This window comes from Amycolatopsis silviterrae, assembly GCF_042684085.1.
Classification (GTDB): domain Bacteria; phylum Actinomycetota; class Actinomycetes; order Mycobacteriales; family Pseudonocardiaceae; genus Amycolatopsis; species Amycolatopsis silviterrae.
In genome coordinates this window covers 211,676-235,805 of record NZ_JBHUKS010000012.1, presented here as the reverse complement: position 1 = coordinate 235,805, position 24,130 = coordinate 211,676, and the positions used below count along the sequence as shown (strand labels likewise).

At 69.3% G+C, this 24,130-nt stretch carries 22 protein-coding genes; 11 read left to right on the top strand and 11 right to left on the bottom strand.

The genetic code is table 11. From position 1 onward, the window contains the following. Positions 1-501 precede the first annotated feature (501 nt). The 5 genes from ACFSVL_RS18560 to ACFSVL_RS18540 all read left to right on the top strand — a co-directional run bounded on the left by ACFSVL_RS18560 (position 502) and on the right by ACFSVL_RS18540 (position 6,690). Positions 502-663: a hypothetical protein gene (locus ACFSVL_RS18560; RefSeq protein WP_378305735.1), complete on the top strand. Its 162-nt coding sequence runs from the start codon at positions 502-504 to the stop codon at positions 661-663. Positions 664-824: 161 nt separating this feature from the next. Beyond that, a complete protein-coding gene (locus ACFSVL_RS18555; RefSeq protein ID WP_378305734.1) occupies positions 825-2,009 on the top strand; it encodes a response regulator transcription factor in 1,185 nt (394 codons plus the stop codon). 274 nt (positions 2,010-2,283) lie between these two features. Beyond that, a complete protein-coding gene (locus ACFSVL_RS18550; protein ID WP_378305732.1) occupies positions 2,284-2,910 on the top strand; it encodes a TetR/AcrR family transcriptional regulator in 627 nt (208 codons plus the stop codon). A gap of 40 nt (positions 2,911-2,950) precedes the next feature. After that, the gene (locus ACFSVL_RS18545; protein ID WP_378305730.1) at positions 2,951-4,684 is read left to right on the top strand and encodes an ABC transporter ATP-binding protein; all 1,734 of its coding nucleotides are present in this window, start codon (positions 2,951-2,953) and stop codon (positions 4,682-4,684) included. Positions 4,685-4,788: 104 nt separating this feature from the next. After that, complete coding sequence (locus tag ACFSVL_RS18540; protein ID WP_378305856.1) at positions 4,789-6,690, top strand: ABC transporter ATP-binding protein; 1,902 nt, start codon at positions 4,789-4,791, stop codon at positions 6,688-6,690. A gap of 260 nt (positions 6,691-6,950) precedes the next feature. Here ACFSVL_RS18540 and ACFSVL_RS18535 read toward each other — a convergent pair whose 3' ends face one another. Continuing rightward, on the bottom strand, positions 6,951-8,699 hold the full coding sequence (locus tag ACFSVL_RS18535) for a pyruvate dehydrogenase (protein ID WP_378305728.1): 1,749 nt from the start codon (positions 8,697-8,699) through the stop codon (positions 6,951-6,953). Positions 8,700-8,825: 126 nt separating this feature from the next. On the opposite strand from ACFSVL_RS18535, the gene ACFSVL_RS18530 reads away from it, so the two are divergent. Then, entirely contained in the window at positions 8,826-9,572 is a 747-nt protein-coding gene (locus ACFSVL_RS18530) for an SRPBCC family protein (RefSeq protein WP_378305726.1), read from the top strand. A gap of 4 nt (positions 9,573-9,576) precedes the next feature. Here ACFSVL_RS18530 and ACFSVL_RS18525 read toward each other — a convergent pair whose 3' ends face one another. The 3 genes from ACFSVL_RS18525 to ACFSVL_RS18515 all read right to left on the bottom strand — a co-directional run bounded on the left by ACFSVL_RS18525 (position 9,577) and on the right by ACFSVL_RS18515 (position 11,125). After that, positions 9,577-9,945 (bottom strand): SPW repeat protein, encoded by a 369-nt coding sequence (locus tag ACFSVL_RS18525; RefSeq protein ID WP_378305724.1) that lies wholly within the window; start codon positions 9,943-9,945, stop codon positions 9,577-9,579. Positions 9,946-10,006: 61 nt separating this feature from the next. Beyond that, positions 10,007-10,351 (bottom strand): STAS domain-containing protein, encoded by a 345-nt coding sequence (locus ACFSVL_RS18520; RefSeq protein WP_378305723.1) that lies wholly within the window; start codon positions 10,349-10,351, stop codon positions 10,007-10,009. A gap of 75 nt (positions 10,352-10,426) precedes the next feature. Continuing rightward, on the bottom strand, positions 10,427-11,125 hold the full coding sequence (locus ACFSVL_RS18515; RefSeq protein WP_378305721.1) for a DJ-1/PfpI family protein: 699 nt from the start codon (positions 11,123-11,125) through the stop codon (positions 10,427-10,429). 98 nt (positions 11,126-11,223) lie between these two features. Between ACFSVL_RS18515 and ACFSVL_RS18510 the strand changes: the two genes are divergently transcribed. Next, positions 11,224-12,201: a GlxA family transcriptional regulator gene (locus ACFSVL_RS18510; protein WP_378305719.1), complete on the top strand. Its 978-nt coding sequence runs from the start codon at positions 11,224-11,226 to the stop codon at positions 12,199-12,201. Between the two features lie 58 nt (positions 12,202-12,259). Then, complete coding sequence (locus ACFSVL_RS18505; RefSeq protein WP_378305717.1) at positions 12,260-13,966, top strand: YibE/F family protein; 1,707 nt, start codon at positions 12,260-12,262, stop codon at positions 13,964-13,966. Between the two features lie 359 nt (positions 13,967-14,325). Here ACFSVL_RS18505 and ACFSVL_RS18500 read toward each other — a convergent pair whose 3' ends face one another. Both ACFSVL_RS18500 and ACFSVL_RS18495 read right to left on the bottom strand, forming a co-directional pair. After that, positions 14,326-14,913 (bottom strand): hypothetical protein, encoded by a 588-nt coding sequence (locus tag ACFSVL_RS18500; protein ID WP_378305854.1) that lies wholly within the window; start codon positions 14,911-14,913, stop codon positions 14,326-14,328. Positions 14,914-14,969: 56 nt separating this feature from the next. After that, positions 14,970-15,554, bottom strand: coding sequence for an MBL fold metallo-hydrolase (locus tag ACFSVL_RS18495; protein ID WP_378305852.1), 585 nt, complete (start codon positions 15,552-15,554; stop codon positions 14,970-14,972). A gap of 136 nt (positions 15,555-15,690) precedes the next feature. Between ACFSVL_RS18495 and ACFSVL_RS18490 the strand changes: the two genes are divergently transcribed. Both ACFSVL_RS18490 and ACFSVL_RS18485 read left to right on the top strand, forming a co-directional pair. Beyond that, entirely contained in the window at positions 15,691-16,575 is an 885-nt protein-coding gene (locus tag ACFSVL_RS18490; protein WP_378305715.1) for a peptidylprolyl isomerase, read from the top strand. A 7-nt stretch (positions 16,576-16,582) separates the two neighbouring features. Further along, positions 16,583-17,362, top strand: a complete 780-nt coding sequence (locus ACFSVL_RS18485; RefSeq protein ID WP_378305713.1) for an aminotransferase class IV — start codon at positions 16,583-16,585, stop codon at positions 17,360-17,362. Positions 17,363-17,369: 7 nt separating this feature from the next. Here the strand turns inward: ACFSVL_RS18485 and ACFSVL_RS18480 are convergent, their stop codons facing one another. From ACFSVL_RS18480 to ACFSVL_RS18470, 3 genes are read right to left on the bottom strand one after another with little or no spacing between them, the layout of a single operon-like run. After that, complete coding sequence (locus ACFSVL_RS18480) at positions 17,370-18,116, bottom strand: N-acetyltransferase (protein ID WP_378305711.1); 747 nt, start codon at positions 18,114-18,116, stop codon at positions 17,370-17,372. A 41-nt stretch (positions 18,117-18,157) separates the two neighbouring features. Next, a complete protein-coding gene (locus ACFSVL_RS18475; protein WP_378305709.1) occupies positions 18,158-18,937 on the bottom strand; it encodes an enoyl-CoA hydratase/isomerase family protein in 780 nt (259 codons plus the stop codon). Between the two features lie 9 nt (positions 18,938-18,946). Beyond that, entirely contained in the window at positions 18,947-20,062 is a 1,116-nt protein-coding gene (locus ACFSVL_RS18470) for a helix-turn-helix transcriptional regulator (protein WP_378305707.1), read from the bottom strand. 51 nt (positions 20,063-20,113) lie between these two features. On the opposite strand from ACFSVL_RS18470, the gene ACFSVL_RS18465 reads away from it, so the two are divergent. Then, on the top strand, positions 20,114-20,563 hold the full coding sequence (locus ACFSVL_RS18465) for a cupin domain-containing protein (protein ID WP_378305705.1): 450 nt from the start codon (positions 20,114-20,116) through the stop codon (positions 20,561-20,563). A gap of 155 nt (positions 20,564-20,718) precedes the next feature. On the opposite strand, the gene ACFSVL_RS18460 is transcribed toward ACFSVL_RS18465, so the two are convergent. Then, entirely contained in the window at positions 20,719-23,058 is a 2,340-nt protein-coding gene (locus tag ACFSVL_RS18460) for a RelA/SpoT family protein (RefSeq protein WP_378305702.1), read from the bottom strand. 551 nt (positions 23,059-23,609) lie between these two features. Continuing rightward, positions 23,610-24,128 (bottom strand): adenine phosphoribosyltransferase, encoded by a 519-nt coding sequence (locus tag ACFSVL_RS18455; RefSeq protein WP_378305700.1) that lies wholly within the window; start codon positions 24,126-24,128, stop codon positions 23,610-23,612. Positions 24,129-24,130 lie beyond the last annotated feature (2 nt).

The window sequence follows — 24,130 nt, the reverse complement described above, 5'->3', positions numbered from 1 at the left end:
TTGGCATGGCTGGCGGCGTCTCGTGTCTGCCGGCTTCAGCATGGTGCGCTCGGATGTCGCGGTGGCCGAGCAGGCGCCGGTGTGGTCGCACGCATGCAATTGGGTGGAGTCACGCATCGCGGTTAGGCGCGGTGGACGGTCCCGGACGAAGCCCGTCTGCGAAGAGCGCGCGCACGGCCCGTTCCTCTTGGATATGGGCGGTTTCGGTCGCGCGGCGGTGGTGGCGCGGGAGGCGAGGTTTCTTGCATGCCCTTGTCGATCGGCATGACGTCGCGCGACTGTTGAGGAGCCGTCTCGTCTGGTGCCGGGGATTGCCTGCTCCGCGACTGCCTTCGCTGATGAACGGCCCTCGCGTGCTTGTCGCGACAGTTCGCGACGGTCGCGTTCGCTGTCGAGAGGAGGTCGCTGATGCGTCAAACCCGGAGCCGATCGAGTCGGGCGAGGAAGCTGGGGAGCGCGTCGTCCAGCCGATCTGTCCGAGCCGGTCGCGAGGTGGCCCGCATGAGGGAACCTGATGTCTGGAAGGGGCTGCGTCCGGTGGTGTGCCTGCTGGCCGTCGCCGTGGCAGCGCTGGAGGACAACGAGGCCCTTGCCATTGCGGCAAGGGCGCTCATCGCGGTTGGTGACATGATCGTCAACGCTGGTCGGCACAAGCGGTCATAGCACCAGGTCCGGCCGCCGCACGGCGGTCGGGCCACCACCAAACCCAGGAAACCGCACTGACGTCGGCATGCCAAGGGCAGACTGCGGGATCAGGCTCCGAGCCGTAACGAAATATGGTTTCGTTACGTCGAATTCTTGCGCAACCGGAAGGGGGCGGTCTGGTGGGGGACGTTGCTGGCGTCTGCCCGTCGTGCGGAGATCCGCTGCCGCCGAACTCCGGAAAAGGACGCCCCCGGCAGTACTGCTCGGCCGCATGCCGAACGGCGGGCCATCGCTCCCGCGAGCGCGAGCGCAGCATGGCCGAGGCCCGCAAAGCGCACCGGTGCGCGAACAGCATCGCCGGGCACGCCTGCCAACGGCCCGCGGAGTTCCTGCTGACGGTCGACGGCCGGGAGATGCGCACCTGCGGCATCTGCCGCGAACTGGCCATCGCGTTCCTGGACAGGCAAAGCTCGACCGCCACGACCGTGGACTTCAAGCCGCTCGACAAGGCACCGCCCGCGGGGCGCTCGAGCGCTCCCCTCGCACGCGACGACCGGTTCCTCGGCCGGATCCTGCTGCTGGAAGACGACGCCGGCTTGCGCGCCACGATCGCGCACGGGCTGCGGGCGCGAGGATACGAGGTGGCGGAGGAATCGGATCTGCCTGCCGTGGACGAGCAGGTGCGCACCGACCCGCCGGACCTGCTGCTGCTCGACCGCATGGTCCCCAGCGGAGACGCTCTTTACTGGGTGCAGAATCTGCGCGCCCGCGGCAACGCGATCCCGGTGGTGATCCTGACCGCGCGCGACTCGCTCGCCGATCGGCTCGACGGCTTCGAACTTCACGTTGACGACTACATCGTCAAACCGTTCGGCTTCGAAGACCTCCTCACACGGGTGGGCAGGGTGCTGCGCCGATCCCGTCCCGACAGCCAGACCGAGCAGACCTATGCCGACAGTTTCGTTCACATGGACTTCCAGGCAGGCGAACTCCGGGTCAGCGGCATCGCGGTGCCGCTGACCCGGCAGGAATTCCGCTTCCTCGAAGTGCTGGTGCGCAACGCCGGAGCGATCCAGTCGAGGGAGAAGCTCATCCGCGCACTGTGGGGCAAAGAACCGTCAACGACGAACCTGCTGGACGTCGTGGCCCACCGGCTGCGCCAGAAACTGAAATCGACCGACCTGGGCGAGAGCCCGATCGTCGCCGCGCGGGGCAGGGGTTACCTGTACCAAGTGCCGGCAACACCTGCCGGACAAGCGGCACAGCCGCCCGCTCAAAGCTACGGCCACGCCAGCCGAGTCCTCGACATCCTCAACGCTCGCGAGCGTCAGGAAACGCACTCCGAGACTCCCGGCCAAGGCTGACCCGCCTACCCGCTGGCCTGCGGGCACAGCAGGTCCGGTCGGCGGCACCAAGCCACCACGCCGACTAGCGCTGGAATATGCCAGCTATCACCTGTCGTCGCAGCTAGCCGCACTGCGTGTCGCTACGATTAGACCGTGCGGTCGAAGGTCGGACCACACGGTCGGACGTTTCTCGACGAGGCATCCCGGCACAAATCGGACTTACGGGAACGCAACTTTTCGCGGTCCGCATAATTTTTCGCACCACGCAACTTTCGCTGCTACTCTCGTCCCAGTGACCACCACCGCGCCTCTGGGCCTGCGCGAGCGCAAGAAACGAGCCGCGCGAAGGGCGCTCGCCGAAGCCGCGCTGCGGATCGCGCTCGAACGGGGCCTCGACCAGCTGCGGGTGGAGGACATCGCGAACGAGGTGGGCGTTTCCCCGCGCACCTTCAACAACTACTTCTCAAGCAAGGAGGAAGCTGTCTGCGCGTTCATCGTCGAACGGCAGGAGCGAGTGCGCGAAGCGCTGCTGGCCCGGCCCGCCGACGAGCCGCTCTGGGACGCGGTCGTCAACGCCTCGATCACCCGGTTCGCCGAGGACGACCGCCCGATCCGCGAGCACGTGCGGCGGGTGCGCGCGATGATGGAGAACGGCGGCCTGTTCGGCGAGATGCTGCGCGCGTACGCCACCGTCGAGCGCGTGCTGGCCGACGCCATCGCCGAACGAGCGGGCGAGCACGCAAATCCGTTGCACGCCCGGCTGATGGCGAGCATTGTGCAGAACGCTTCGCGCATCGCCTTCGAAACCTGGCTCAACTCGGACTCCGACGACAAAGAGTTCGTAACGGCCTTCACCGGCCTCCTGCGGGAGGCCGCCGCCGGGATGCCGGCACTCGCCGCGCCCGGCGCGGCCAGCTAGACCCGAACTGACGCCATTTCACCTGGGGGAGTACCCGACCGTGCTGGTCAAACTGTTGCGCAGCTACCTGCGCCCGTACCGGGCCGCGCTGTGGCTCGTCGTCGCACTGCAACTGGTGCAGACGATCGCGGCGCTGTACCTGCCCACGCTCAACGCCGACATCATCGACGGCGGCCTCGTCAAGGGCGACACCGGCTACATCATGCGGATCGGCGGCGTGATGTTGCTGGTCACGCTGGTGCAGATCGCCGGGTCGATCGGGGCCGTCTACTACGGTTCCCGCATTTCCTCGGCCGTCGGCCGCGACATCCGCGCCGGCGTCTTCCACCGCGTGCAGGATTTCTCCGCCCGCGAGATCGGGAAATTCGGCACGCCGTCGCTGATCACCCGCACCACCAACGACGTCCAGCAGATCCAGCTGCTCGCCGCGCTCACCTTCACGCTGATGGTGTCCGCGCCGATCATGTGCGTCGGCGGCATCCTGCTCGCGCTGCAGCAGGACGTGCCGCTGTCGGCGCTGCTCGTCGTCATCGTGCCGGTGCTGGGCGTCGCGGTCGGCCTCATCATCATGCGGATGCGCTCGGCCTTCCGCCTCATGCAGGTGCGCCTCGACAAGATCAACCAGGTGCTGCGCGAGCAGATCATGGGCATCCGGGTGATCCGCGCGTTCGTGCGGGACAAGCACGAGCGGGAGCGCTTCGGCCAAGCCAACGACGAGCTGTTCACCGTGTCGCTGCGGGTCGGCAGGCTGATGTCGCTGATGTTCCCCACCGTGATGCTGGTGGTGAACGTGTCCAGCGTCGCCGTGCTGTGGTTCGGCGGGCAGCGGGTCGACAGCGGCGCGATGGAGATCGGCGCGCTCACCGCGTTCCTGGCCTATCTGCTGCAGATCCTGATGGCGGTCATGATGGCCACCTTCATGTTCATGATGGTGCCGCGCGCGGAGGTCAGCGCCGAGCGGATCACCGAGGTGCTGGACACCGAGTCGAGCGTGCGCCCGCCCGCCGAGCCGGTACGGGCCGGCGCCGAGCGCGGGCACCTCGACCTCGCGGGCGTCGAATTCCGGTACCCCGGCGCGGAAAAGCCGGTGCTGCAGGACGTTTCGCTGTTCGCCCGTCCCGGCGAGACCACCGCGATCATCGGCAGCACGGGCAGCGGGAAGACCACGCTGCTGAACCTGATCCCGCGGCTGATGGACGCCACCGAGGGCAGTGTCCGGGTCGACGGCGTGGACGTGCGCCGGCTCGACCCGGCGGCGCTTTCGGCCGTCGTCGGCATGGTGCCGCAGAAGCCGTACCTGTTCGCGGGCACGGTCGCCAGCAACCTCCGCTACGGCAATCCGGACGCCACCGACGAAGAGCTCTGGCACGCGCTGGAAGTCGCGCAGGGCAAGGACTTCGTGGAACGGATGGAACAGGGCCTCGACTCCCCCATCGCCCAGGGCGGCACGAATGTCTCCGGCGGGCAGCGGCAGCGGCTCGCGATCGCGCGGATGCTGGTGCACCGGCCGGAGATCTACCTGTTCGACGACTCGTTCAGCGCGCTCGACTACGCCACCGACGCCGCGCTGCGCCGCGCGCTCGCCGACGAAACCCGCGACGCGACCGTCGTCATCGTCGCGCAGCGGGTCAGCACGATCCGCGGCGCGAACCGGATCATCGTGCTCGACGACGGCCGCGTCGTCGGCACCGGAACCCACCACGAGCTGATGGACACCAACGAAACCTATCGGGAAATCGTGCTTTCGCAGCTGACTGAGCAGGAGGCGGCGTGAGCGAGGAAACGAAAACCGCCACCGCGCCCGACGCCGACGAACCGGCCGCCGCCGCGCGCGACAAGACCCGTCCGGAACCGACCGCGGGACCCGCCGCCCGGATGATGTCCGCCGGGGCTCCCGCGGAGAAAGCGCTCGACTTCAAGGGTTCCCTGGCCCGGTTGCTGCGGCTGCTGCGCCCGCAACGGGCAGCACTGGCCGGGGTGCTGGTGCTCGGCGCGATCGGCGTCGCGCTCACCGTGGTCGGGCCGAAGGTGCTCGCCCGCGCGACGGACCTGATCTTCGCTGGCGTGATCAGCCGGAACCTGCCGCTGGGCGCGACCAAGGAGCAGGTGATCGCCGGCCTGCGGGAACGCGGCGAGAACACCCTCGCCGACATGTTCACCAGGGTCGACCTGATGCCCGGCCACGGCATCGACTTCACCGCGGTCGGCCAGGTGCTGATGATCGTGCTGGCGCTGTACGTCTTCGCGTCGTTCCTCGGCGTCATCCAGGCGCGGCTCACCACGAACCTGGTGCAGGGCGCGGTGTTCCGGCTGCGCCAGGACATCGAGGAGAAGTTCGCGCGGCTGCCGCTGCGGTACTTCGACCGCCAGCCGCGCGGCGAGGTGCTGAGCCGGGTCACCAACGACATCGACAACCTGGCGCAGTCGCTGCAGCAGACGCTGTCGCAGATCGTCACGTCGCTGTTCACCGTGCTGGGCGTGCTGGTGATGATGTTCCTCATCTCGCCGCTGCTGGGCGTGATCGTGCTGCTGACGGTGCCGGTGTCGGTGTACGTCGCGGCCAAGATCGGCAAACGCGCGCAGCCGCAGTTCATCCGCCAGTGGTCGACGACCGGGAAGCTCAACGCGCACGTCGAGGAGATGTACTCGGGCCACTCCCTGGTGCACGTCTTCGGCCGCCGCGACGAGGCGGAGGAGGTCTTCCGGCAGCAGAACGAGGCGCTGTACCAGGCGAGCTTCAAGGCGTCGTTCATCTCCGGCACGATCCAGCCGGCGATGATGTTCATCGGCAACCTGAGCTACGTGCTGGTCGCCGTCGTCGGCGCGCTGCGGGTCGCCTCGGGCACCCTGACGCTGGGCGACGTGCAGGCGTTCATCCAGTACTCGCGCCAGTTCAGCCAGCCGGTCACGCAGATCGCGAGCATGGCGAACCTGCTGCAGTCCGGGGTCGCCTCGGCCGAGCGGGTGTTCGCGCTGCTGGACGCCAAGGAGCAGGAACCGGAGCCGGAGCACCCGCAACGCCCGGAGGTCGTGCACGGCCAGGTCGAGTTCGAGCACGTGTCCTTCCGCTACCTGGAGGACACCCCGCTCATCGAAGACCTGTCGCTCTCGGTGGAGCCCGGCCACACGGTCGCGATCGTCGGCCCGACCGGCGCGGGGAAGACGACGCTGGTCAACCTGCTGATGCGCTTCTACGAAATCGACGGCGGCCGGATCACCCTGGACGGCGTCGACATCAAGGCGATGGACCGCGAGGAGCTGCGCTCCAAGACCGGCATGGTCCTGCAAGACGCCTGGCTGTTCGGCGGCACAATCGCGGACAACATCGCGTACGGCGCGGACAACGTGACCCGCGAACAGGTCATCGAAGCCGCGAAGGCAACCTACGTGGACCGCTTCGTCCGCACCCTGCCAGACGGCTACGACACCGTGCTAGACGACGAGGGCGGCACCGTAAGCGCAGGCGAAAAGCAGCTGATCACCGTCGCCCGAGCCTTCCTGGCCAAGCCCGCGATCCTCATCCTGGACGAGGCAACCAGCTCGGTGGACACCCGCACGGAGGTGCTGATCCAGCACGCGATGAACTCCCTGCGCACCGGCCGCACGAGCTTCGTGATCGCCCACCGCCTCTCCACGATCCGCGACGCAGACGTAATCCTGGTCATGGAAAACGGCAACATAGTGGAACAGGGCAACCACGAAACCCTCATCAACGCAGGCGGCGCCTACTCCCGCCTCTACGCAGCACAATTCGCCGAAGCAATGGCAGAAACAGAGTAAAGTCCGTGAGGGGAACCCTGAGGGAATCCAATTCCCTCAGGGTTCCCCTCACAACCAAAACCGCCACCCACCCGCGAAACCGCCACCAAGGCACCCACACCCCCCGCACCCCGATACGAAGCCAAAAACGCGGCGCGGGGGTGTTTGTCAAGGCATCTTTCCCGCCTTGACAAACACCCCCGCGCCGTAGTCACAATCGGGCTTCGGGGTGCCCGCCGCAAGCACCAGGGCGCAATGTCGCCGCCAGGCGACGAGCCCCATCAAGGCCGAGGAATATTCCGCAAATTAGACTTAGCCAGCTCCAGCATCTTCCCCACCCCACCACTCAACACAGTCTTGCTAGCCGCCAACGCAAACCCCTTAACCTGCGCAGCAGTAATATTAGGCGGAATAGACAACGCATTAGGATCGGTCACCACATCCAGCACAGCCGGCCCGTCATGCGCCAAAATCTCCCGAACCCCCTCCCGCACCTCCCCCGGCTTCTCCACCCGCCGGGAATACAACCCAGCCGCCCGAGCAATCCCCGCGAAATCAACCTGATCGTGATCGGTACCAAACTCCGGCAACCCGTCCACGAGCATCTCCAGCTTCACCATCCCCAGCGATGAATTATTGAACACCACCGCCTTAACCGGCAAAGCATGCGTCTTGAGCGTCAGCAACTCCCCCATCAACATCGCCAACCCGCCGTCCCCGCACATAGCCACGACCTGCCGCCCAGGATCCGCAGCCTGCGCCCCGATCGCGTGCGGCAGCGCATTAGCCATGCTCCCGTGCACAAACGACCCGAGAATCCGCCGCCGCCCGTTAGGCGTGATGTACCGAGCCGCCCACACATTGCACATCCCAGTGTCCACAGTGAACACCGCGTCCTCGGCAGCTTCCTCGTCGAGCACATCAGCGACATACTCCGGATGCAGCGGAACATGCCGGGAAACCTCAGTGGTGTAAGCATCCACCACCCGCTGCAACCCCCGCTCATGCTTGCGCAGCATCGCATGCAGGAACGACCGATCTTCACGCTCACGCAGCCGAGGCAACACCGCCCGGATCGTGGCCCCGACATCCCCCTGCACCCCGAATTCCAGCACCGACCGCCGCCCCATCCGGGCCGGATCGATGTCCACCTGCACGGTATTGCGCTGCGGCAGGAAATTGTCATACGGGAAGTCCGTGCCCAGCAGCAGCACAAGGTCAGCCTCGTGCATCGCCTCGTAACAGGCCCCGTACCCGAGCAACCCGCTCATCCCCACATCGAACGGATTGTCGTACTGCACAAACTCCTTGCCCCGCAACGAATGCCCCACCGGAGCCCCGATCGCGGCGGCAAGCGCGAGCACGTCGTCGTGCGCGTCACGACACCCCGCACCCGCCATGATCATCACCTTCTCCGCCCGGTCAATCCGGTCGGCAAGGCGAGCGATGTCAGCCTCCGCGGGCACCACCGCGGGCGGGCTGCCCAGCGACGCCGACTCCCCGGTGGCGTGCGCAGCGGGCTCGTGCGACACGTCCCCGGGCAGCACCAAAACCGCCGCCCCGCGCCGGCCGACCGCGTTCTGCACCGCGATCCGCGCGACCCGCGGCATCTGCTCGGGCGAACTCACCATCTCGCAGTAGTGCGAGCACTCGGCGAACAGGTGCTGCGGATGCGTTTCCTGGAAGAACCCGGTGCCGATCTGCGTCGAAGGGATGTGCGACGCGATCGCGAGCACCGGGGCTCCTGAGCGGTGCGCGTCGTAAACGCCTTGCAGCAGATGGAGGTTGCCAGGTCCGCAGCTGCCCGCGCACACCGCGAGGCGTCCGGTGAGCTGCGCCTCGGCCGCGGCGGCGAACGCGCCGGCCTCCTCGTTGCGGACGTGCACCCAGTCGATCCCGCCGCGTGCCGAACCGCCGGTGCGGCGCACCGCGTCCACGACCGGGTTGAGGCTGTCGCCCACCACCCCGTAGATCCGGCGCACCCCGGATTGCACCAGAACGTCGATCAGCTGGTCGGCCACCGTTGCCATGCGTATGTGTCCCTTCGTGAGAGTCCCTTCGCAGTCTGGCACCGATCGGGCGATCCGCCACCGCATTGACAAGTAATGTTGTCAATGGCACGGTGATCAGGACCGATCCGAGGAGGAACACCGCCCATGCCACGCGAGTTCGAGGTGCGCAAGGAAATCCAGCTGCCCGCGAAGCCCGAGGCCGTGTGGGAGGCCGTCGCGACCGGGCCCGGCATCGACTCGTGGTTCATGGGCCGCCACGAGGTCGACGCCGCGGCCAAGCGGATCCGGTTCAGCCTCGGCGAAATGCGCACCGAGGCGGAGATCACCGCGTGGGACCCGCCGCGCCGGTTCGCCTATCGCGGCGAGGCGGCCGAGGACGGCACGTTCGACGCGATGGAGTTCCTCGTGGAGGCGGCCGAAGGCGGCACTTCTGTACTGCGATTCGTGCACCGCGGGTTCGCCGAGGACGGCTGGGACGACGAATACCACGAGTCCTACGCCGTCGGCTGGGAGATGTACCTGCACACGCTCGCCGAACTGCTGGCCCACTTCCCCGGCCGCTTCGCGACGTACGTGACCGCCGACGGCCCGGAGTCGTCGGCGAGCCGGGACGCCTGGACCAAGCTGCTGGCCGCGCTCGGCCTGCCCGCCGAACCCACTGCCGGGCAGGAGGTCCGGTTCGCCGTCGGCGGGGAAACGGTCGAGGGCGTCCTCGACTACTCGACCCCGAACTACGCCGGAGTCCGCACCTCGGACGCCCTCTACCGGTTCCACGAACGGTCGCTGCTCGGCATGCCGGTCGCGGTCGGGCACCACCTGTTCCGGCCGGACGTCGACGAGAAGGCCGAAATCGCGACCTGGAGCAAGTGGCTGGCCGACGCGCTCAGCTAAGCGGTCAACGGCGGCGCAGCAGCAACGCCGCGCCGCCGACCGCCACCACGGCACCGGCGATCACGTTGCCGGTCACCGCACCGGCCGAGGGCACAGTCTCGTCGCCGTACCGCAGCAGGAACGGCGACACTGCGGCCCACGCGCCGAGCACCGGCAGCACCCAGGTCAACGCCTGCGCACCGGAGTCCCGCGCGCGCATGGCGGCGAAAATGACGATCGCGAGCCCGGCGACCGTGTTGCTCACCGCGAGTTCCGCCGCGCCGCCGAAGCGCATCAGCCACGGCGCGGCGATCAGGTACAGACCGGCCAGCACAGCGAGGCCCGCTGCGCCGCCGACGACCGCGGTCTTGCCGGACATCGTGCTGGTGGACATCTCGGATCACCTCAGCAGATCTCGGTTCCACCCCACGGGTACCCAGATTCCGGCCGGGGATTCACGCCCCCGCGGCAGCACACGCCTCGCGCAGGCCGCTGCGCACCGGCGCTTCGATCCCGGACACGGCGAAGGCACGCAGCACGAGCGGCCGAGTCGCCACGATCGAAAGGGCAGGCCGGACGCGCCTCGCTTCTTCCAGCGCGCGCAGCCCGGCACAGCTCAGATAGCCGACCCGCGACAGGTCCACGACCAGTTTCCCGCCAGCCCCGGAGGCAGCGCTCAGCGCGGTGCGGAACTGCCCCACGGACGCGACGTCGATCTCGCCCGCCGCCGTGACCAGCACAATGTCACCGTCCCGCCTGCTGGTGAAGACGGTGAGGCCGGCACCCCCGCGAAAACCCATTCGCGGTACGGTACGCGCCCGCGCGGCGCTGGCAAACCATCCAGCCGCGGCCGGGTGGGGCAATTCACCGCGATCTCACTGCTGAGCGAGCAGTTTCTCGCGCAGCTCCGGCTGGTCCGCGAGGCCCTCCCGGACGGTGAAGTCGACAAACGGCCGCATCCGCTCGCGCGGGGCGAGCGACCAGTCGAGCGCGCCGAGCGGCGGCTGCGGGTCGTATTCGATGCCGAATTGGACCAGCCGCGCGGCGTCCTCCCCGCTCATGCGCTCGACCAGGTGCAACGCCAGGTCGATGCCCGCCGACACGCCGGCGGCGGTGATCACCGGGCCGGTGTCCACCCAGCGCTGCTGTACCGGCGTCGCGCCGAACGCGCGCAGGGTCTCCAGGAAAGTCCAGTGTGTCGTCGCCTCGCGTCCTTCGAGCAGCCCGGCTTGGCCGAGCAGCAGCGAACCGGTGCACACGGACGTCATCAGCTCAGCCGTCTTCGCCGACTCCCGGAGGTAGCCGATGAGCGTCTCGTCGCCGAGCGCGCGCATGGTCGGCGCGCCGCCGCCGGGGACCAGCACCCACGACGGGTCCGGAACTTGCGCGAAGGTGTGGCTCGGCGCGATTCGCAGCGGCGTGTCGGTGCCGACGGCGTCCAGGGTCTCGCCCACGACCGCGACCCGCACCGAGGGCTCGGCCGCCGCGTAGGTGTTGAGCACCTGCAGCGGCCCCACCAGGTCCAGGACGGTCAGGCCGGGGTAAACGACGAATGCGAACGTCTTCTGGGTCATGCCGCCACCCTCCCGCCGCCGGGACCCGGCCGGGACACGCGTGTCCGAAATCCTGCGAAGCCGGTTGATTCGGCCGGGCGAGCTGCTACCGTGCGGCCATGCCGAGTACCGCCCGGCAGGTCGTGATCCTCGGGTACCCCGACGCCGAACTGCTCGACATCGCCTGCGTATCCGACGTTTTCGACGCCGCCACCCGGCTCGGCGCGGCCCGGCCGTACGAGGTCCGGCTCGCCACTGTCGACGGGCTCCCCTTCGCCTGCCAATCCGGGCTGACGCTCGCCCCGCACGCCCGGGTCGACCAGATCCGCGGCCCGCTCGACACGGTGGTCGTCGCGGGCGGGCTCGGCCACCACACCGCCGCCAAGGACGAACGGCTGCTCGCGCATGTACGGCGGCTGTCGCAGCTGAGCCGGCGCACGGCGTCGGTCTGCACCGGCGCGACCGTGCTGGCCGCCGCCGGGCTGCTGAGCGGCCGCCGCGCGACCACGCACTGGTCGTACGCCTCGCGGCTCGCCGAGCAGTACCCGTCGGTGACAGTGGATCCGGTGCCGCTTTTCGTGCGGCACGGCGACGTCTACACCTCCGCCGGTGTCACCAGCGGGCTCGACCTCACCCTCGCGTTCGTCGAGGAGGACCACGGCCCGACGCTCGCCCGCGAAGCCGCCCGCTCGCTGGTCACCTACCTGCAGCGGCCCGGCAACCAGGCGCAGGTGAGCATGTTCCTCGCCGGCCCGCCGCCGGAACACCGGCAGGTCCGCGACCTCACCGCGTACGTCGCCGAGCATCTCGCCGACGACCTCGGCACCCCCGCGCTGGCGAGCCAGGCCGGCATCAGCACCCGCCAGCTGACCCGGCTGTTCGACGCCCATCTCGGCACCACGCCGGGGAAATACGTCCGGACGGTGCGCGCCGAACACGCCGCCCGCCTGCTGTCCGGCACGGATCTCCCGCTCACCGCGATCGCGCGCCGGTGCGGTTTCGGTTCCACCGAGACGCTCCGGCAAGCGTTTCTGGACCATTTCGACACGCCGCCCTCGGCCTACCGCCGCGTGCACCTCCGTTCTGCGCACGCCTGAACGAAACGCCCGCTTCCTCCCCACCCGGTACGGGTGAACCGCGAGCGGGGAGGGCAGGATGTCCGCCGTGGCACCGCACGACTACCCCGATCAGGACCCCGACGACACCGGCCCGCTGCCGCGAGTGCCGGGCGAGCCGCCCGCGTCCCCCGCTGTGCCGCCCTCCACCACCCCGCCGCGCGCCCGCCCGCGCCGCGACCCCGGACGCCCCGACCGCTCCGGCGAGTACGCACGACCGCCCGCGTCCGGCCAGCCAGCCGACCGCACCGGCGAACGCCCGCGCCCGGCCAACCGCTCCGGCGAACCCCGCCGCACCAGCGACCCGGGACGGCGACCGGAGCGATCCGGCGAGCCCCGCCGCCCGCGCGCCGCCGCACCCCGGCCCGCCCAACCCGGCACCCCGCGCAGCGGCGCACAATCCGGCGAACAGCGACTCCCCCGCCGCACCGGCGACACCCCGCCGCCCGGCACCCGCCGCCGCCCGCCACAGTCCGAAAAGGACACTCCGCAACCCCCAGCAGCCACCGAAACCGGCCACGGGCACGGTCACGGCCATGGGCACGGCCCAGCCGCCCCAGCGTCGCAACGAGTCCGCAAACTCCTGATCTGGCTCCTGGCCCCGCTGGCCCTGGCCACCGTCGTCGGCATGATCGTGCTGTACCCGTGGGGCAGCTCCCTGCCGAAAAGCGCGGTGCAGCAAGGCACCCCGGTCCAAGCCGCGATCACGACGGCCACGTCCGGCCCGTGCCTGCAACCCGGCCAAGTCCAGGTCGGCTCGCAACCAGACCCGGACGCCAAACCCTGCCTCACCGTCGACCTGCAGATGAGCGACGGCCCAGCAGCCGGAAAACCAGTCCGCCTCACCGTGCCGATCGAACCGAGCACCCCGCGCTTCACCGCCGGCGACAAGGTCGTGCTCGCCTACAACGGCGGCAACCCCCTCGACCCGCAGTCCTTCACCCTGGTCGACTTCCAGCGCGGCACGCCGCTAGTCCTGCTAGCCGCGCTGTTCGCGATCGCCGTCCTGGTACTCGGCCGCTGGCAAGGCCTCGCCGCGCTGGTCGCCCTGGTACTGAGCTTCGTAGTGATCGTCCTCTTCGTACTGCCCGCGATCCTCGCCGGAGAAAACCCGCTCGTAGTGGCGATCGCCGGAGCAGGCGCGATCATGTTCCTCGCGCTGTACCTGACCCACGGCCTCTCCGCGAGAACCTCGGTAGCCGTACTGGGAACGCTGGTCAGCCTGGCCCTGATCGGAATCCTGTCCGCGATCTTCTCCGCCGCCGCGTCCCTCACCGGCCTGGACGACAGCACCACGACCCTGATCGCTTCCCTAGGCCACGGCATCGACGCCCGAGGCCTGCTGCTGGCCGGCATCGTAATCGGCGCACTAGGCGTCCTGGACGACGTGACGATCACCCAGACCAGCGCAGTCTGGGAACTACGCCGCGCGAACCCCTCCCTAGGCTGGCGCGAGCTATACAGCTCAGGCCTGCGAATCGGCCGCGACCACGTCGGCTCCGCAGTAAACACGCTGGTCATGGCCTACGCAGGCGCCGCACTCCCAGTAATGCTCTACTCCGCCATCTCCGGCGTAGGCCTAGGCGCCCTGCTAGGCAGCGAAGACATCGCCGCAGAAATCATCCGCACCCTGGCCGGCTCAGTAGGCATCGTCGCCGCAGTACCGGTAACGACAGTCCTAGCCGCCCTGATCGCCGCCCGAGAGCCAACAGAACACCTCATCAACACCACCAAGCAACACCAGTAACAGCAGCCAGCCCCGGCCGAGGACAGGCGTCGCAGATGAGGTACGAAGACCGCGACCCCCGCCCCCGAGGAGGGCCCGTGTTCTCAGCCGCCCTGGCCGGACCCAGAGTCACCGTGCACCTAATCCGCCGCCTGTTCTCATCGGTTCTAGAAGCCGCCGAAACGGTCCCCCGGATCGCCACCGCACTCGATGAGGTCCGCACAAGCCTGCGCCACCTCGAACGACTTCTAGCCTATGTAGCTGAAGAACTCCCCGAACTGACGGACCACCTAGACCAAATCCGCGCGCGAGTAGCCGCTTTAGAAGAACACACTCGAGAACCGGCCGGACACGACTAACCCAACCACGACCGCGCCAAATTACAGAGTCGCGACGAACCGGCTCACAGCCTCCATAGGAAACCGCTGCAAATACTTCCCGCTTGGCGCAGCAGAAGCCAACCGATACAACGGCCTCTCCGCCACCCCGTCCCCCCGCGCCTCAGCCCTCAACTCCGCGACCAGCAGCTCCGAAAAAACCAACCCATTAGCCTCAGTATTATTCAAAACCGCATCAGCCAACCGCCGCAACTGAAGCGCCCCCAGCTCCCGGCCCCCAGTCCCGGAAAACACCGCCAGATCCAGCTTCACCGCCCGCCGCCGATGCCCCGCATTCACCAGCAACGCCACCGTCCGGCTCCCCCGGACATCGCTGATCACGACATCCAGCCGAGGCGCCTCCAGCAGGTCCACCCGCCGAATCCCCCAGGTACGCACGATCAACGTCGTACCCTCCAGCCAAATCCGGCGGCGATAAGCGAACAGCACCACATAAACCAACGGCAACGCCACCACGGCCGCGACGATCAACCCAGGCACCTGCCCGGCGATCAACCCCACGATCCCGCCGAACGCCGCAGCGAGGATCAGCACCCCGAAAATCCCCGACCAAGCACGCCGCCGCCGCATCTTCGGCTCGTCCGCGAAGAGCGGCAACCGCTCGGCAGGCTTCTCGTCGTTCCCGGTCACTTCACGTCTCCTGGCACAAAGGGATTGGCGGCGCGCTCGCGCCCGATACTGGTCGCCGGCCCGTGACCGGGCAACACGACGGTGTCGTCGGCGAGCGTGAGCAGTGTGCGCAACGAATTCTCCAGGTCGGAGCCGGATCCGCCGGTGCGCCCGACCGAACCGGCGAACAGCGTGTCCCCCGTGAACACCAGCCTGCCACCCTCCCCGGTCTCCACCGTGAACGCCACCGACCCCGGCGTGTGCCCGGGCAGCGGGAGCACGCCGACGGCCAGCCCGGCCGCCTCGACCTCGTTCCCGGTGAGCGGTTCAAACGGCCCGTCGTGCCATTCGGCGTCGTCCGGGTGCAGCCACACCGGCGCGCGATACGCTCGCGACAGCTCGGCGGCGGCCCCGACGTGGTCCGGATGGCCGTGCGTGGCGAGCAGCGCGACCGGCGTCAGGTCATGCTCCGCCAGCGCCCCGGCCAGGGGTTCGGCAGCCCCCTCACCCGGGTCGATGACGAGACACGGACCACCGGCGGAGGGGGCCAGCAGATAGCAATTCGAGCGCAGCGGACCCGCGGCGAACCCGGCGACGAGCACCGAACCCTCCTCCCCGGAAGCGGCCTTGATCACGACCCGGTGAAGACTAGCCGCCCCTGTACGGAGTCCTAACAGGCTGTGCCCATACACTGCCGCTACCTCAGACGTGTGACTTCGAGCGGAAACTGGAGGGCGGGTGGCGACCAACCAGCAGCGCCGAGAAGCCGCAAAGCGCAAACTCGAGCGGCAGCTCGTGCGCCGGGCGGAACAGGCGAAGCGACGCAAGATCGTGGGCGCTGGAGTGGTCGGCGGTGTGGTCCTCATCGTCGCCGGTCTCGTGGTGTGGATCGTGAACAGCAGCGGGAGCGGGGACGAGCAGTCCGCGACGCCGCCGCCGTCGAGCTCCGCGCCGCCGGTCCCGAGCGCCACGAACATCCCCACCGAGCGCACCGCGCTCCCCAAGCGCCCCAAGGCGCTGCCGAACCCGACGACGTGCTCGTACCCGGCCGACGCCAGCGGCAAGCCGCCGTCGGGCAAGAAGGCGACCGTGCCGGACGGCAAGAACGTGTCGTCGAGCGGGACCGTCAACGTCACGATGAAGACCACCCAGGGCGACATCCCGATGACGCTGGACCGCGCGCTCGCGCCGTGCACCGTGCAGGCGTTCGAGAGCCTCGCGAAGCAGGGCTTCTTCACCGACACGATCTGCCACCGCCTCGGCGTCACCGACCTGCAGATGCTGCAGTGCGGCGACCCGGACGCGAAGGGCGACGTGCTGAAGGACGGCCGCGGCGGCCCGGGCTTCACCGTGCCGGACGAGGTCGTCGACACCTCCAAGTACGGCCGCGGCATCCTCGCGATGGCCAACACCGGCCAGCCGAACAGCGGCGGCAGCCAGTTCTTCATGGTCTACGGCAACGCGCCGCTGCAGCCGCAGTACACGATCTTCGGCAGCATCTCCGACGAGGGCCTGAAGGTGCTCGACAAGATCGCGAAGAACGGCATCGGCGCGATCGGCCAGGACGGTTCGACCGGCGAGCCCAAGCAGCCGGTCAAGTTCACCGCGGTCACGGTTTCCTGAGTTGACAATGCGAGTCGAGATCGGCGGTGCTGCTCCCGGCACCGCCGATCTCGCTGCCGCCGCGACCAGCTACGGCCACTTCACCGCCATGCAGGTCCGCGACGGGCGCGTGCGCGGCCTCGGCTACCACCTCGACCGGCTCGCGACGAGCACCCGGGAGGTGTTCGGCAGCGACCTCGACACCGATCTCGTCCGGAGCTACGTCCGGCGGCTCGTGGCCGGTCAGGGCGCGCTGTCGGTGCGGGTGATCATTTTCTCGCGATCGTCGCCGCACGACGCCGCCATGAAGCCCGAAATCCTGGTGCGCACCGCGCCGCCCAGCGAGCACGTCGCCGCCCCGATCAGGCTGCGATCCGTTGCCTACCAACGGGATCTGCCGCACGTGAAGCATCTCGGCGGCTTCGGTCTCACCCACCATTCGCGCGCCGCCGCCCTCGCCGGATACGACGACGCCGTGTTCCTCGCCGGCGACGGCCGGATCAGCGAGGCGACGATCTGGAACGTCGGCTTCCTGCGCGGCGAGACGATCGTGTGGCCGGAGGCCGAGGTGCTGCCGGGGATCACGTACCTGGTGCTCGCGGAGCAGCTGCGCGCGGCCGGCGTGCCGCAGGAGACCCGTCCGGTGTACCCGGCGGAACTCCCGGAATTCGACGCGATGTTCCTGACGAACTCCGCGACTATCGGTCGCCCGGTCGCCTCGGTGGACGGCGTGCCGCTGCGCACCTCGCCCGTCGCGACGAAACTGCTGACAGCGGCTTACGAAGCCGCACCGTGGGACGAGATCTGACGCAGTCTCAGGGCTTGCGGTGTTCCACCCAGACGTTGGGCTCGACATAGACCGCCGCGTCCTGCGCCACCGACACCTGGACTGGGCTCAGCGCACCTTCCACGGCCACCGGTCCGTCGGTGTCGAACGGAAGCCCGGTCCACTCCCGCCACTGCGCGAGGGTGCCGGGAATGGTCATCGACACCGGGCAGACCTTGAGGATCCGCCCGCCCGCGCGCACGTGGACCCGCAGCCACGGGTCGTAAGGCAGGCCGTCGTCACGCGTCCGGAAGGCGTACTCGCTCATCGGAGTCTCGGGCTCGTCCGCCTTCCGCGACGGCCGCACCGGCGCGTAGAGCACCTCGTGCCCGAGGCGGAACGCATTGTCCCGCAACGCTTTCACCATCACCGACGCGAGTCCGGTGCCCTGCTGTTCCTTGCGGACCACGATCTCCAGCGCGGTCGCCGCGTTGCGTTCCCGTCCGGCCAGCCGATCGGCGTGCTGCCACCGAATCACCTCGTCCCACCCGCCGTCGGGCAGCTCCTCGCGCCCGGGGCCGCCGAACGCGAAGGGCGTCGAGTAGGCCTTGGCGACCGGCTCGTCGTCGTCCGTCGCCAGCAGCACGTAGTCGGCGACCGTGTCGAGTTCGCCGTAGTAGAGGTGCCCGGTCGGGTTGTGCTGCATGAAGACCGGCCACGACCGGTCGAAGTCGGCGTGGTCGGTCGCCCGGAAGATCTCCGGGTTCCGGCTGCGGTGGTGGATGGTCAGCGCCACAGAGCCAGTCTCACCCGGCCGTCAACTGCTTATCGCGCCGGTCAGCGGTAGGTGAACTTCGGCGCGCGCCGGTTCAGGAACGCGTCCACGCCCTCCGCGTAGTCCTCCCCGTGCAGCGCGGCGAGCCGGATCTCCTCCACCTCGTCGTCGGTCTTCTCCTGCCCCGCGACGATCTTCTCGATGATCCGGTTCATCCCGCGGATCGACGCCTGCGAACGCCCGCACAGCGTCTCGGCGAACCGCGCCGTCTCCGTTTCCAGGTCCGCGGCCGGGAAAACGTCGTTGACCAGGCCGATCTCCCGGGCCCGGGACGCGTCGACGAGCTCGCCGGACAGCAGGAAGTACTTGGCGTGCGCCGGGCCGACCAGCGACACCAGCTGCCGCGTCGAGGCGAAGTGGTAGACGATGCCGAGTTTGGCCGGGGTGATGCCGAAGCGCGCGTCGTCGGCGGCGAAGCGGAAGTCGCAGGCGACCGAGATCTGGCAGCCGCCGCCGATGCAGTTGCCCTGGACCATCGCGACCGTCGGCTTGCGCATCGCGGTCAGCGCCGCCACCGCGCTGTCCACCGCCTCGTCGTACTTCGCGGCGGCGTCCGCGGTGGAGCGCAGCTCGCGGAACTCGCCGATGTCCGCGCCCGCGGAGAAATGCCGGCCGGCCCCGGTCAGCACGAGCGCCTTCAGCCCGGGATCGGCCTCGACCTCGGCCGCCACGCCCGGGATCGCCGCCCACATGCCGTGGGTGATCGCGTTCATCTTCTCCGGGCGGGAGAACGTCAGCCGGGCCACGGCGCCTTCGCGGGTGAACTCGAGTCCGTCCGTCATGCCAGCACCCTAATGCGGCGAACCCACGATCCCGCTGTGGGACAGGTCACCGGCCCAACCGGACAGCCGCGCCGTCAGCTCGCCCCTGCTGCGCACCCCGACCTTGCCGAACACCGACTTCAGGTGGTCCTGCACGGTGTTCGCCGAGATCCCCAGCCGCGCCGCGATGTCCGAAGTGGACAGTCCGGAGAGGACTTCCCGGCACACGTCGCGTTCGCGCGCGGTCAGCCGGTAGGCCGCGAGCAGCACGTCCAGCAGCTCACCGCCGGAGGCGCGGCGGATCGTCACCACGACGTCGCGGGCGTCGTCGCCGGCAGCGTCGTCTGAGACCAATCTGCTGGCCTGCAACACGATCCAGCCGCCGCGCGCGTCGCGGACCCGGGCCCGGAACGTCCCACCCGCCGCGGACTGGGCGCCGACCGCGACCGCCCGCACCAGCACCGCGAACCGGCCGTCGGCGATCGCGTCCAATTCGGACTCCCACACGCCGACGCCCTCAGTCGCCCCTCGGCGGCGACCGTCCGGGCCGACCACGACGATCGCCGGTTCGACCGCCGACACCGCACCCCGCGCCAGCGCCGCGACGCGGGTGGCCGCGGCCAGCGTCGGCCCGATCGAGGTCAGGAACTCCACCTCGCGATCGCTGAACTCGCCGCGGCGCACCAGCCCGGCGGCAGCCCAGCAGACGCCGTCCGCGCGAAACCCGACCCGCAGCTCGCTCTCCAGCCCGAGCGGCCGCCACACCTGCGCCCACCGTCCGCTCCGCTCGCGTTCGCGGCGGGGCAGGTCGGAAAGCCGCGCCACCGGCACCGGACGCCGGGCCAGCTGGGCGAAAGTGTGCGGTTCCGCGCCGTCGTACTCGTACGTCGCGAGCAGCGGCTCGTACTCCCCCGGGATCCGGGCGCGGCCGCTGGTCATCGAGCTGATCACGGCGGTGTCCGGATCCAGCGACGCCCAGCAGGTCAGGTCCGTCGGCACGATCCGGTCGACCAGGTCGATGGCCGCCGTGTGCAGCTCGGCGACACCGCACCCGGTCGCGGCGAGAGCCGCCAGCTCCCGCCGTACGCTCCGCGCCCGGCCTTCCCACACCGACGCAGTATGCGCGCGCCGTTCCCGCGCGGACATCCCTGATTTCCGGGATGGCCCAGCCGCCACGGCGTTTCTAGCTTCGAGGGCATGACCATTCATCTCAGCACCGCGGGCGAAGGCCCCGAACTCGACACCAAAGACGCGACCGTGACGGTGAAAGCGGCCGCCGAGGACACCGGCGGCTACGAACTGTTCGAGGTCGACGCACCACGCGGCCCCGCCGTCCCGCCGCACGCCGACCCGTGGGCGAAGGCGTTCTACGTCCTGCACGGCCGGCTCACCGTGTGCCTCGACGGCGAGCTGCACGACCTCGGCCCCGGTGCCTGCGTGCACATCCCGGCGGGCACGGCCAACACCTTCACCGTGCACTCGCCGCACGCGAAATTCCTGGTGTTCACCCCGGACGACGCGATGGGCCGGTTCTTCCGCGAAGTCGACGCCACCGTGCCGTCCGACGCCCCGTGGCCGGAGGCGGTGCCGCTGCTCGGCGGCATCGTGGCCCGGCACGGGGTCGCGTTCGGGGAGCTGGTGCCGTGAACGCGCGCCGGTCCTCGCCGGAATCGCAGAGCCGCTGCACCTGCTGGCGTTCCCGGGAGAAGTGCTCCTGTCCGGCCGCCCAGCCGAGCACGCGGGGATACCCCCGGACCCGGCCGAGAAGCTGTCAGCCGTCCGCCTGTACGCCGCCGGATCGGTTATGAAGCCGAGGTCACCCGGTACACGTCGTACACGCCCTCGACGCCGCGGACGACCTTGAGCACGTGCCCGAGGTGCTTCGGGTCGCCCATCTCGAACGAGAACCGGCTCACCGCCACCCGGTCCCGCGAGGTCGTGACCGAGGCCGACAGGATGTTCACCTTCTCGTCCGCGAGCACCTTCGTGACGTCCGACAGCAGCCGGTGCCGGTCGAGCGCCTCGACCTGGATCGCCACCAGGAACACCGAGGACGACGACGGCGCCCACTCCACCTCGACCAGCCGCTCCGGCTGCGTCCGCAGGTCGTCGGCGTTCGTGCAGTCCGTCCGGTGCACGCTCACGCCGCCGCCGCGCGTCACGAAGCCGAGGATCTCGTCGCCCGGCACCGGCGTGCAGCAGCGCGCCAGCTTCGCCCAGACGTCGCTCGCGCCCTTGACGATGACGCCGACGTCGTTCGAGCCCCGGCGGCGCGTGACCGTGGACGGCGTGGCCCGCTCGGCCAGCTCCTCCTCGGCCTCCTCGACCCCGCCGATGAGCGCGACCAGCCGCTGCACCACGTGCTTCGCGCTGGTGTGGCCCTCGCCGACGGCCGCGTACAGCGACGAGATGTCGCCGTGCCGCAGCTCGGTGGCGACCGAGCCCATCGATTCGGCCGACACGAGCCGCTGGATCGGCAGCCCGACCTTGCGGATCTCCTTGGTGATCGCTTCCTTGCCCGCGTCGATCGCCTCGTCGCGGCGCTCCTTCGCGAACCACTGCCGGATCTTCGCGCGCGCCTTCGGCGAACCGGCGAACTGCAGCCAGTCCCGGCTCGGGCCCGCGCTTTCCGCCTTGGACGTGAAGATCTCGACGACCTCGCCGTTCTCGAGCTTCCGCTCGAGCGCGACCAGCCTGCCGTTCACCCGCGCGCCGATGCAGCGGTGGCCGACCTCGGTGTGCACCGCGTACGCGAAGTCCACCGGCGTCGAATCCGCGGGCAGCGTGATCACGTCGCCCTTCGGCGTGAACACGAAGATCTCGCGCGCGGCCAGCTCGTAGCGCAGCGATTCGAGGAAGTCGCCCGGGTCCGCGGCCTCGCGCTGCCAGTCGAGCAGCTGCCGCATCCACGCGATCTCGTCCAGCTCCATCGCGTTGTTGCTGGCGTGCGTGCCCTTGGTTTCCTTGTACCGCCAGTGCGCGGCGATGCCGTACTCGGCGGTGCGGTGCATGTCGTAGGTGCGGATCTGCACCTCGAGCGGCTTGCCGTCCGGCCCGATCACCGTGGTGTGCAGCGACTGGTACACGCCGAACCGCGGCTGCGCGATGTAGTCCTTGAACCGTCCCGGGACCGGCTGCCACAGCGCGTGCACCACGCCCATCGCGGCGTAGCAGTCGCGCACGTCCTCGACCAGGATCCGCACGCCGACCAGGTCGTGGATGTCGTCGAGGTCGCGGCCGCGGACGATCATCTTCTGGTGGATCGAGTAGTAGTGCTTCGGCCGGCCTTCGACCTTCGCGGTGATCCGCGACGACACCAGGTTGTTCGTCAGGTCCGCGATCACCTTGCGCAGGTAGGTGTCGCGCGAGGGCGCGCGGTCGGCGACCAGCCGCACGATCTCGTCGTACTTCTTCGGCTGCAGGATCGCGAACGCGAGGTCCTCCAGCTCCCACTTGACCGTGGCCATGCCGAGCCGGTGCGCCAGCGGGGCGAGCACCTCGAGCGTCTCGCGCGCCTTGCGGGCCTGCTTCTCCGGCGGCAGGAAGCGCATCGTGCGCATGTTGTGCAGCCGGTCGGCGAGCTTGATGACCAGGACGCGGGGGTCCTTCGCCATCGCGATCACCATCTTGCGGATCGTCTCCGCCTCGGCTGAGGTGCCGAGCTTGACCTTGTCCAGCTTCGTGACGCCGTCGACGAGTTCGCCGACCTTGTCGCCGAAGTCGGCCTTCAGTTGTTCCAGGGAGTAGCCGGTGTCCTCCACGGTGTCGTGCAGCAGCGCTGCTACGAGGGTGGTGGTGTCCATGCCCAGTTCGGCGAGGATGGTGGCTACCGCGAGGGGGTGGGTGATGTACGGGTCGCCTGATTTGCGGCGTTGCTCGCGGTGGAGTTCTTCGGCGACGTCGTAGGCGCGTTGGAGCTGGCCCAGGTCGGAGTTCGGGTGCAGTTCGCGGTGGATGACCGCCAGGGGTTCGAGGACCTGTTTGACCGGGGCGGCGCGCTGGGCGGTGATGCGCCGGGCCAGGCGGGCGCGGACGCGGCGGGTCGCGGACGGGTTGGGGGCGGCTCCGTTGGGCCGGGTCCCGGTGTCCGCGGCGGTGACGCCTCCCTTGGCGGGGACGTCGGCGTCAAGCTCTTGGCTCACCCGCACCTCCAGCTGCTTCGTGCGGCTTCGAACCTTCAGGGTAACTGGTTGGTCTGTTGGCGTGGTTGGTGACGTGCCGTGGTGCGGTGTGCCTGGGGGGCTCGTCGCCTGGCGGCGACATTGCGGGCTCTGTGCGGTGGGGCACCCCGAAGCCTGATTGTGCTGACGGTCTGGTGGTGCTTGTCAAGGCGGGAAAGATGCCTTGACAAGCACCACCAGACCGCAGGGAGGCTTCGTATCGGGGTGCGGGGGTGGGTCTGGGTGCCTCGCTGCTTTGGGTGCATCGGTGGCGGTTGGTAGCCGGGTGGGGGCTAGCGCCCCAATGTGGCATTGGGTGCATCTGACGCAACCAACGCCACATTGGGGCGCAACAGCAGCGGCGAGGGCGGAGCGGTCCGTGAAGGACTCCTTGAGGGAATCTAAGTACGTGAAGGAGTCCTTCACGGACCGACCGGGCTGGGGCGGGCTCGCCGAGGGTCGTGAGGGGAACCCTGAGGGAATCAGAGTCCGTGAAGGTGGCCCTCACAGACGGGTGCCCGGTGCGAGGGGGGTCAGACGGTGCGGAGTGTGTGCACGGTGCGGCCGCCCAAGGCGGCGCGGCCGCCCAGGGCTGCCAGCTCCAGCACTACCGAAACGCCGGTGACTGTTGCGCCTGCGTCTTCCAGGAGTTTCGCCGTGGCCGCGACGGTGCCGCCGGTGGCCAGGACGTCGTCCAGTACTGCGATGCGCTGGCCGGGGCGGACGACTCCGGCTGGCAGTTCGACACTCGCGGTGCCGTACTCCAGGGAGTAGTCCACCCGGCCTGCCACCGACGGGAGCTTGCCTGGTTTCCGCACCAGGACCACGCCCATGCCCCGGGAGTAGCCGACTGCCGCGGCCAGCAGGAAGCCGCGGGCCTCGACGCCGGCGACCAGGTCGGTCGCCGGGTCGAGGGTGTCCGCCATCGCGTCGGCGACCGTGGCGAAGCCGGGGCCGTCGGCGAACAGCGGGCTCAGGTCGCGGAACAGGACGCCGGGTTCCGGGAAGTCCGGCACCTCGGCGATCAGGTCCAGAGCCTCGTCGAGCTTCATGC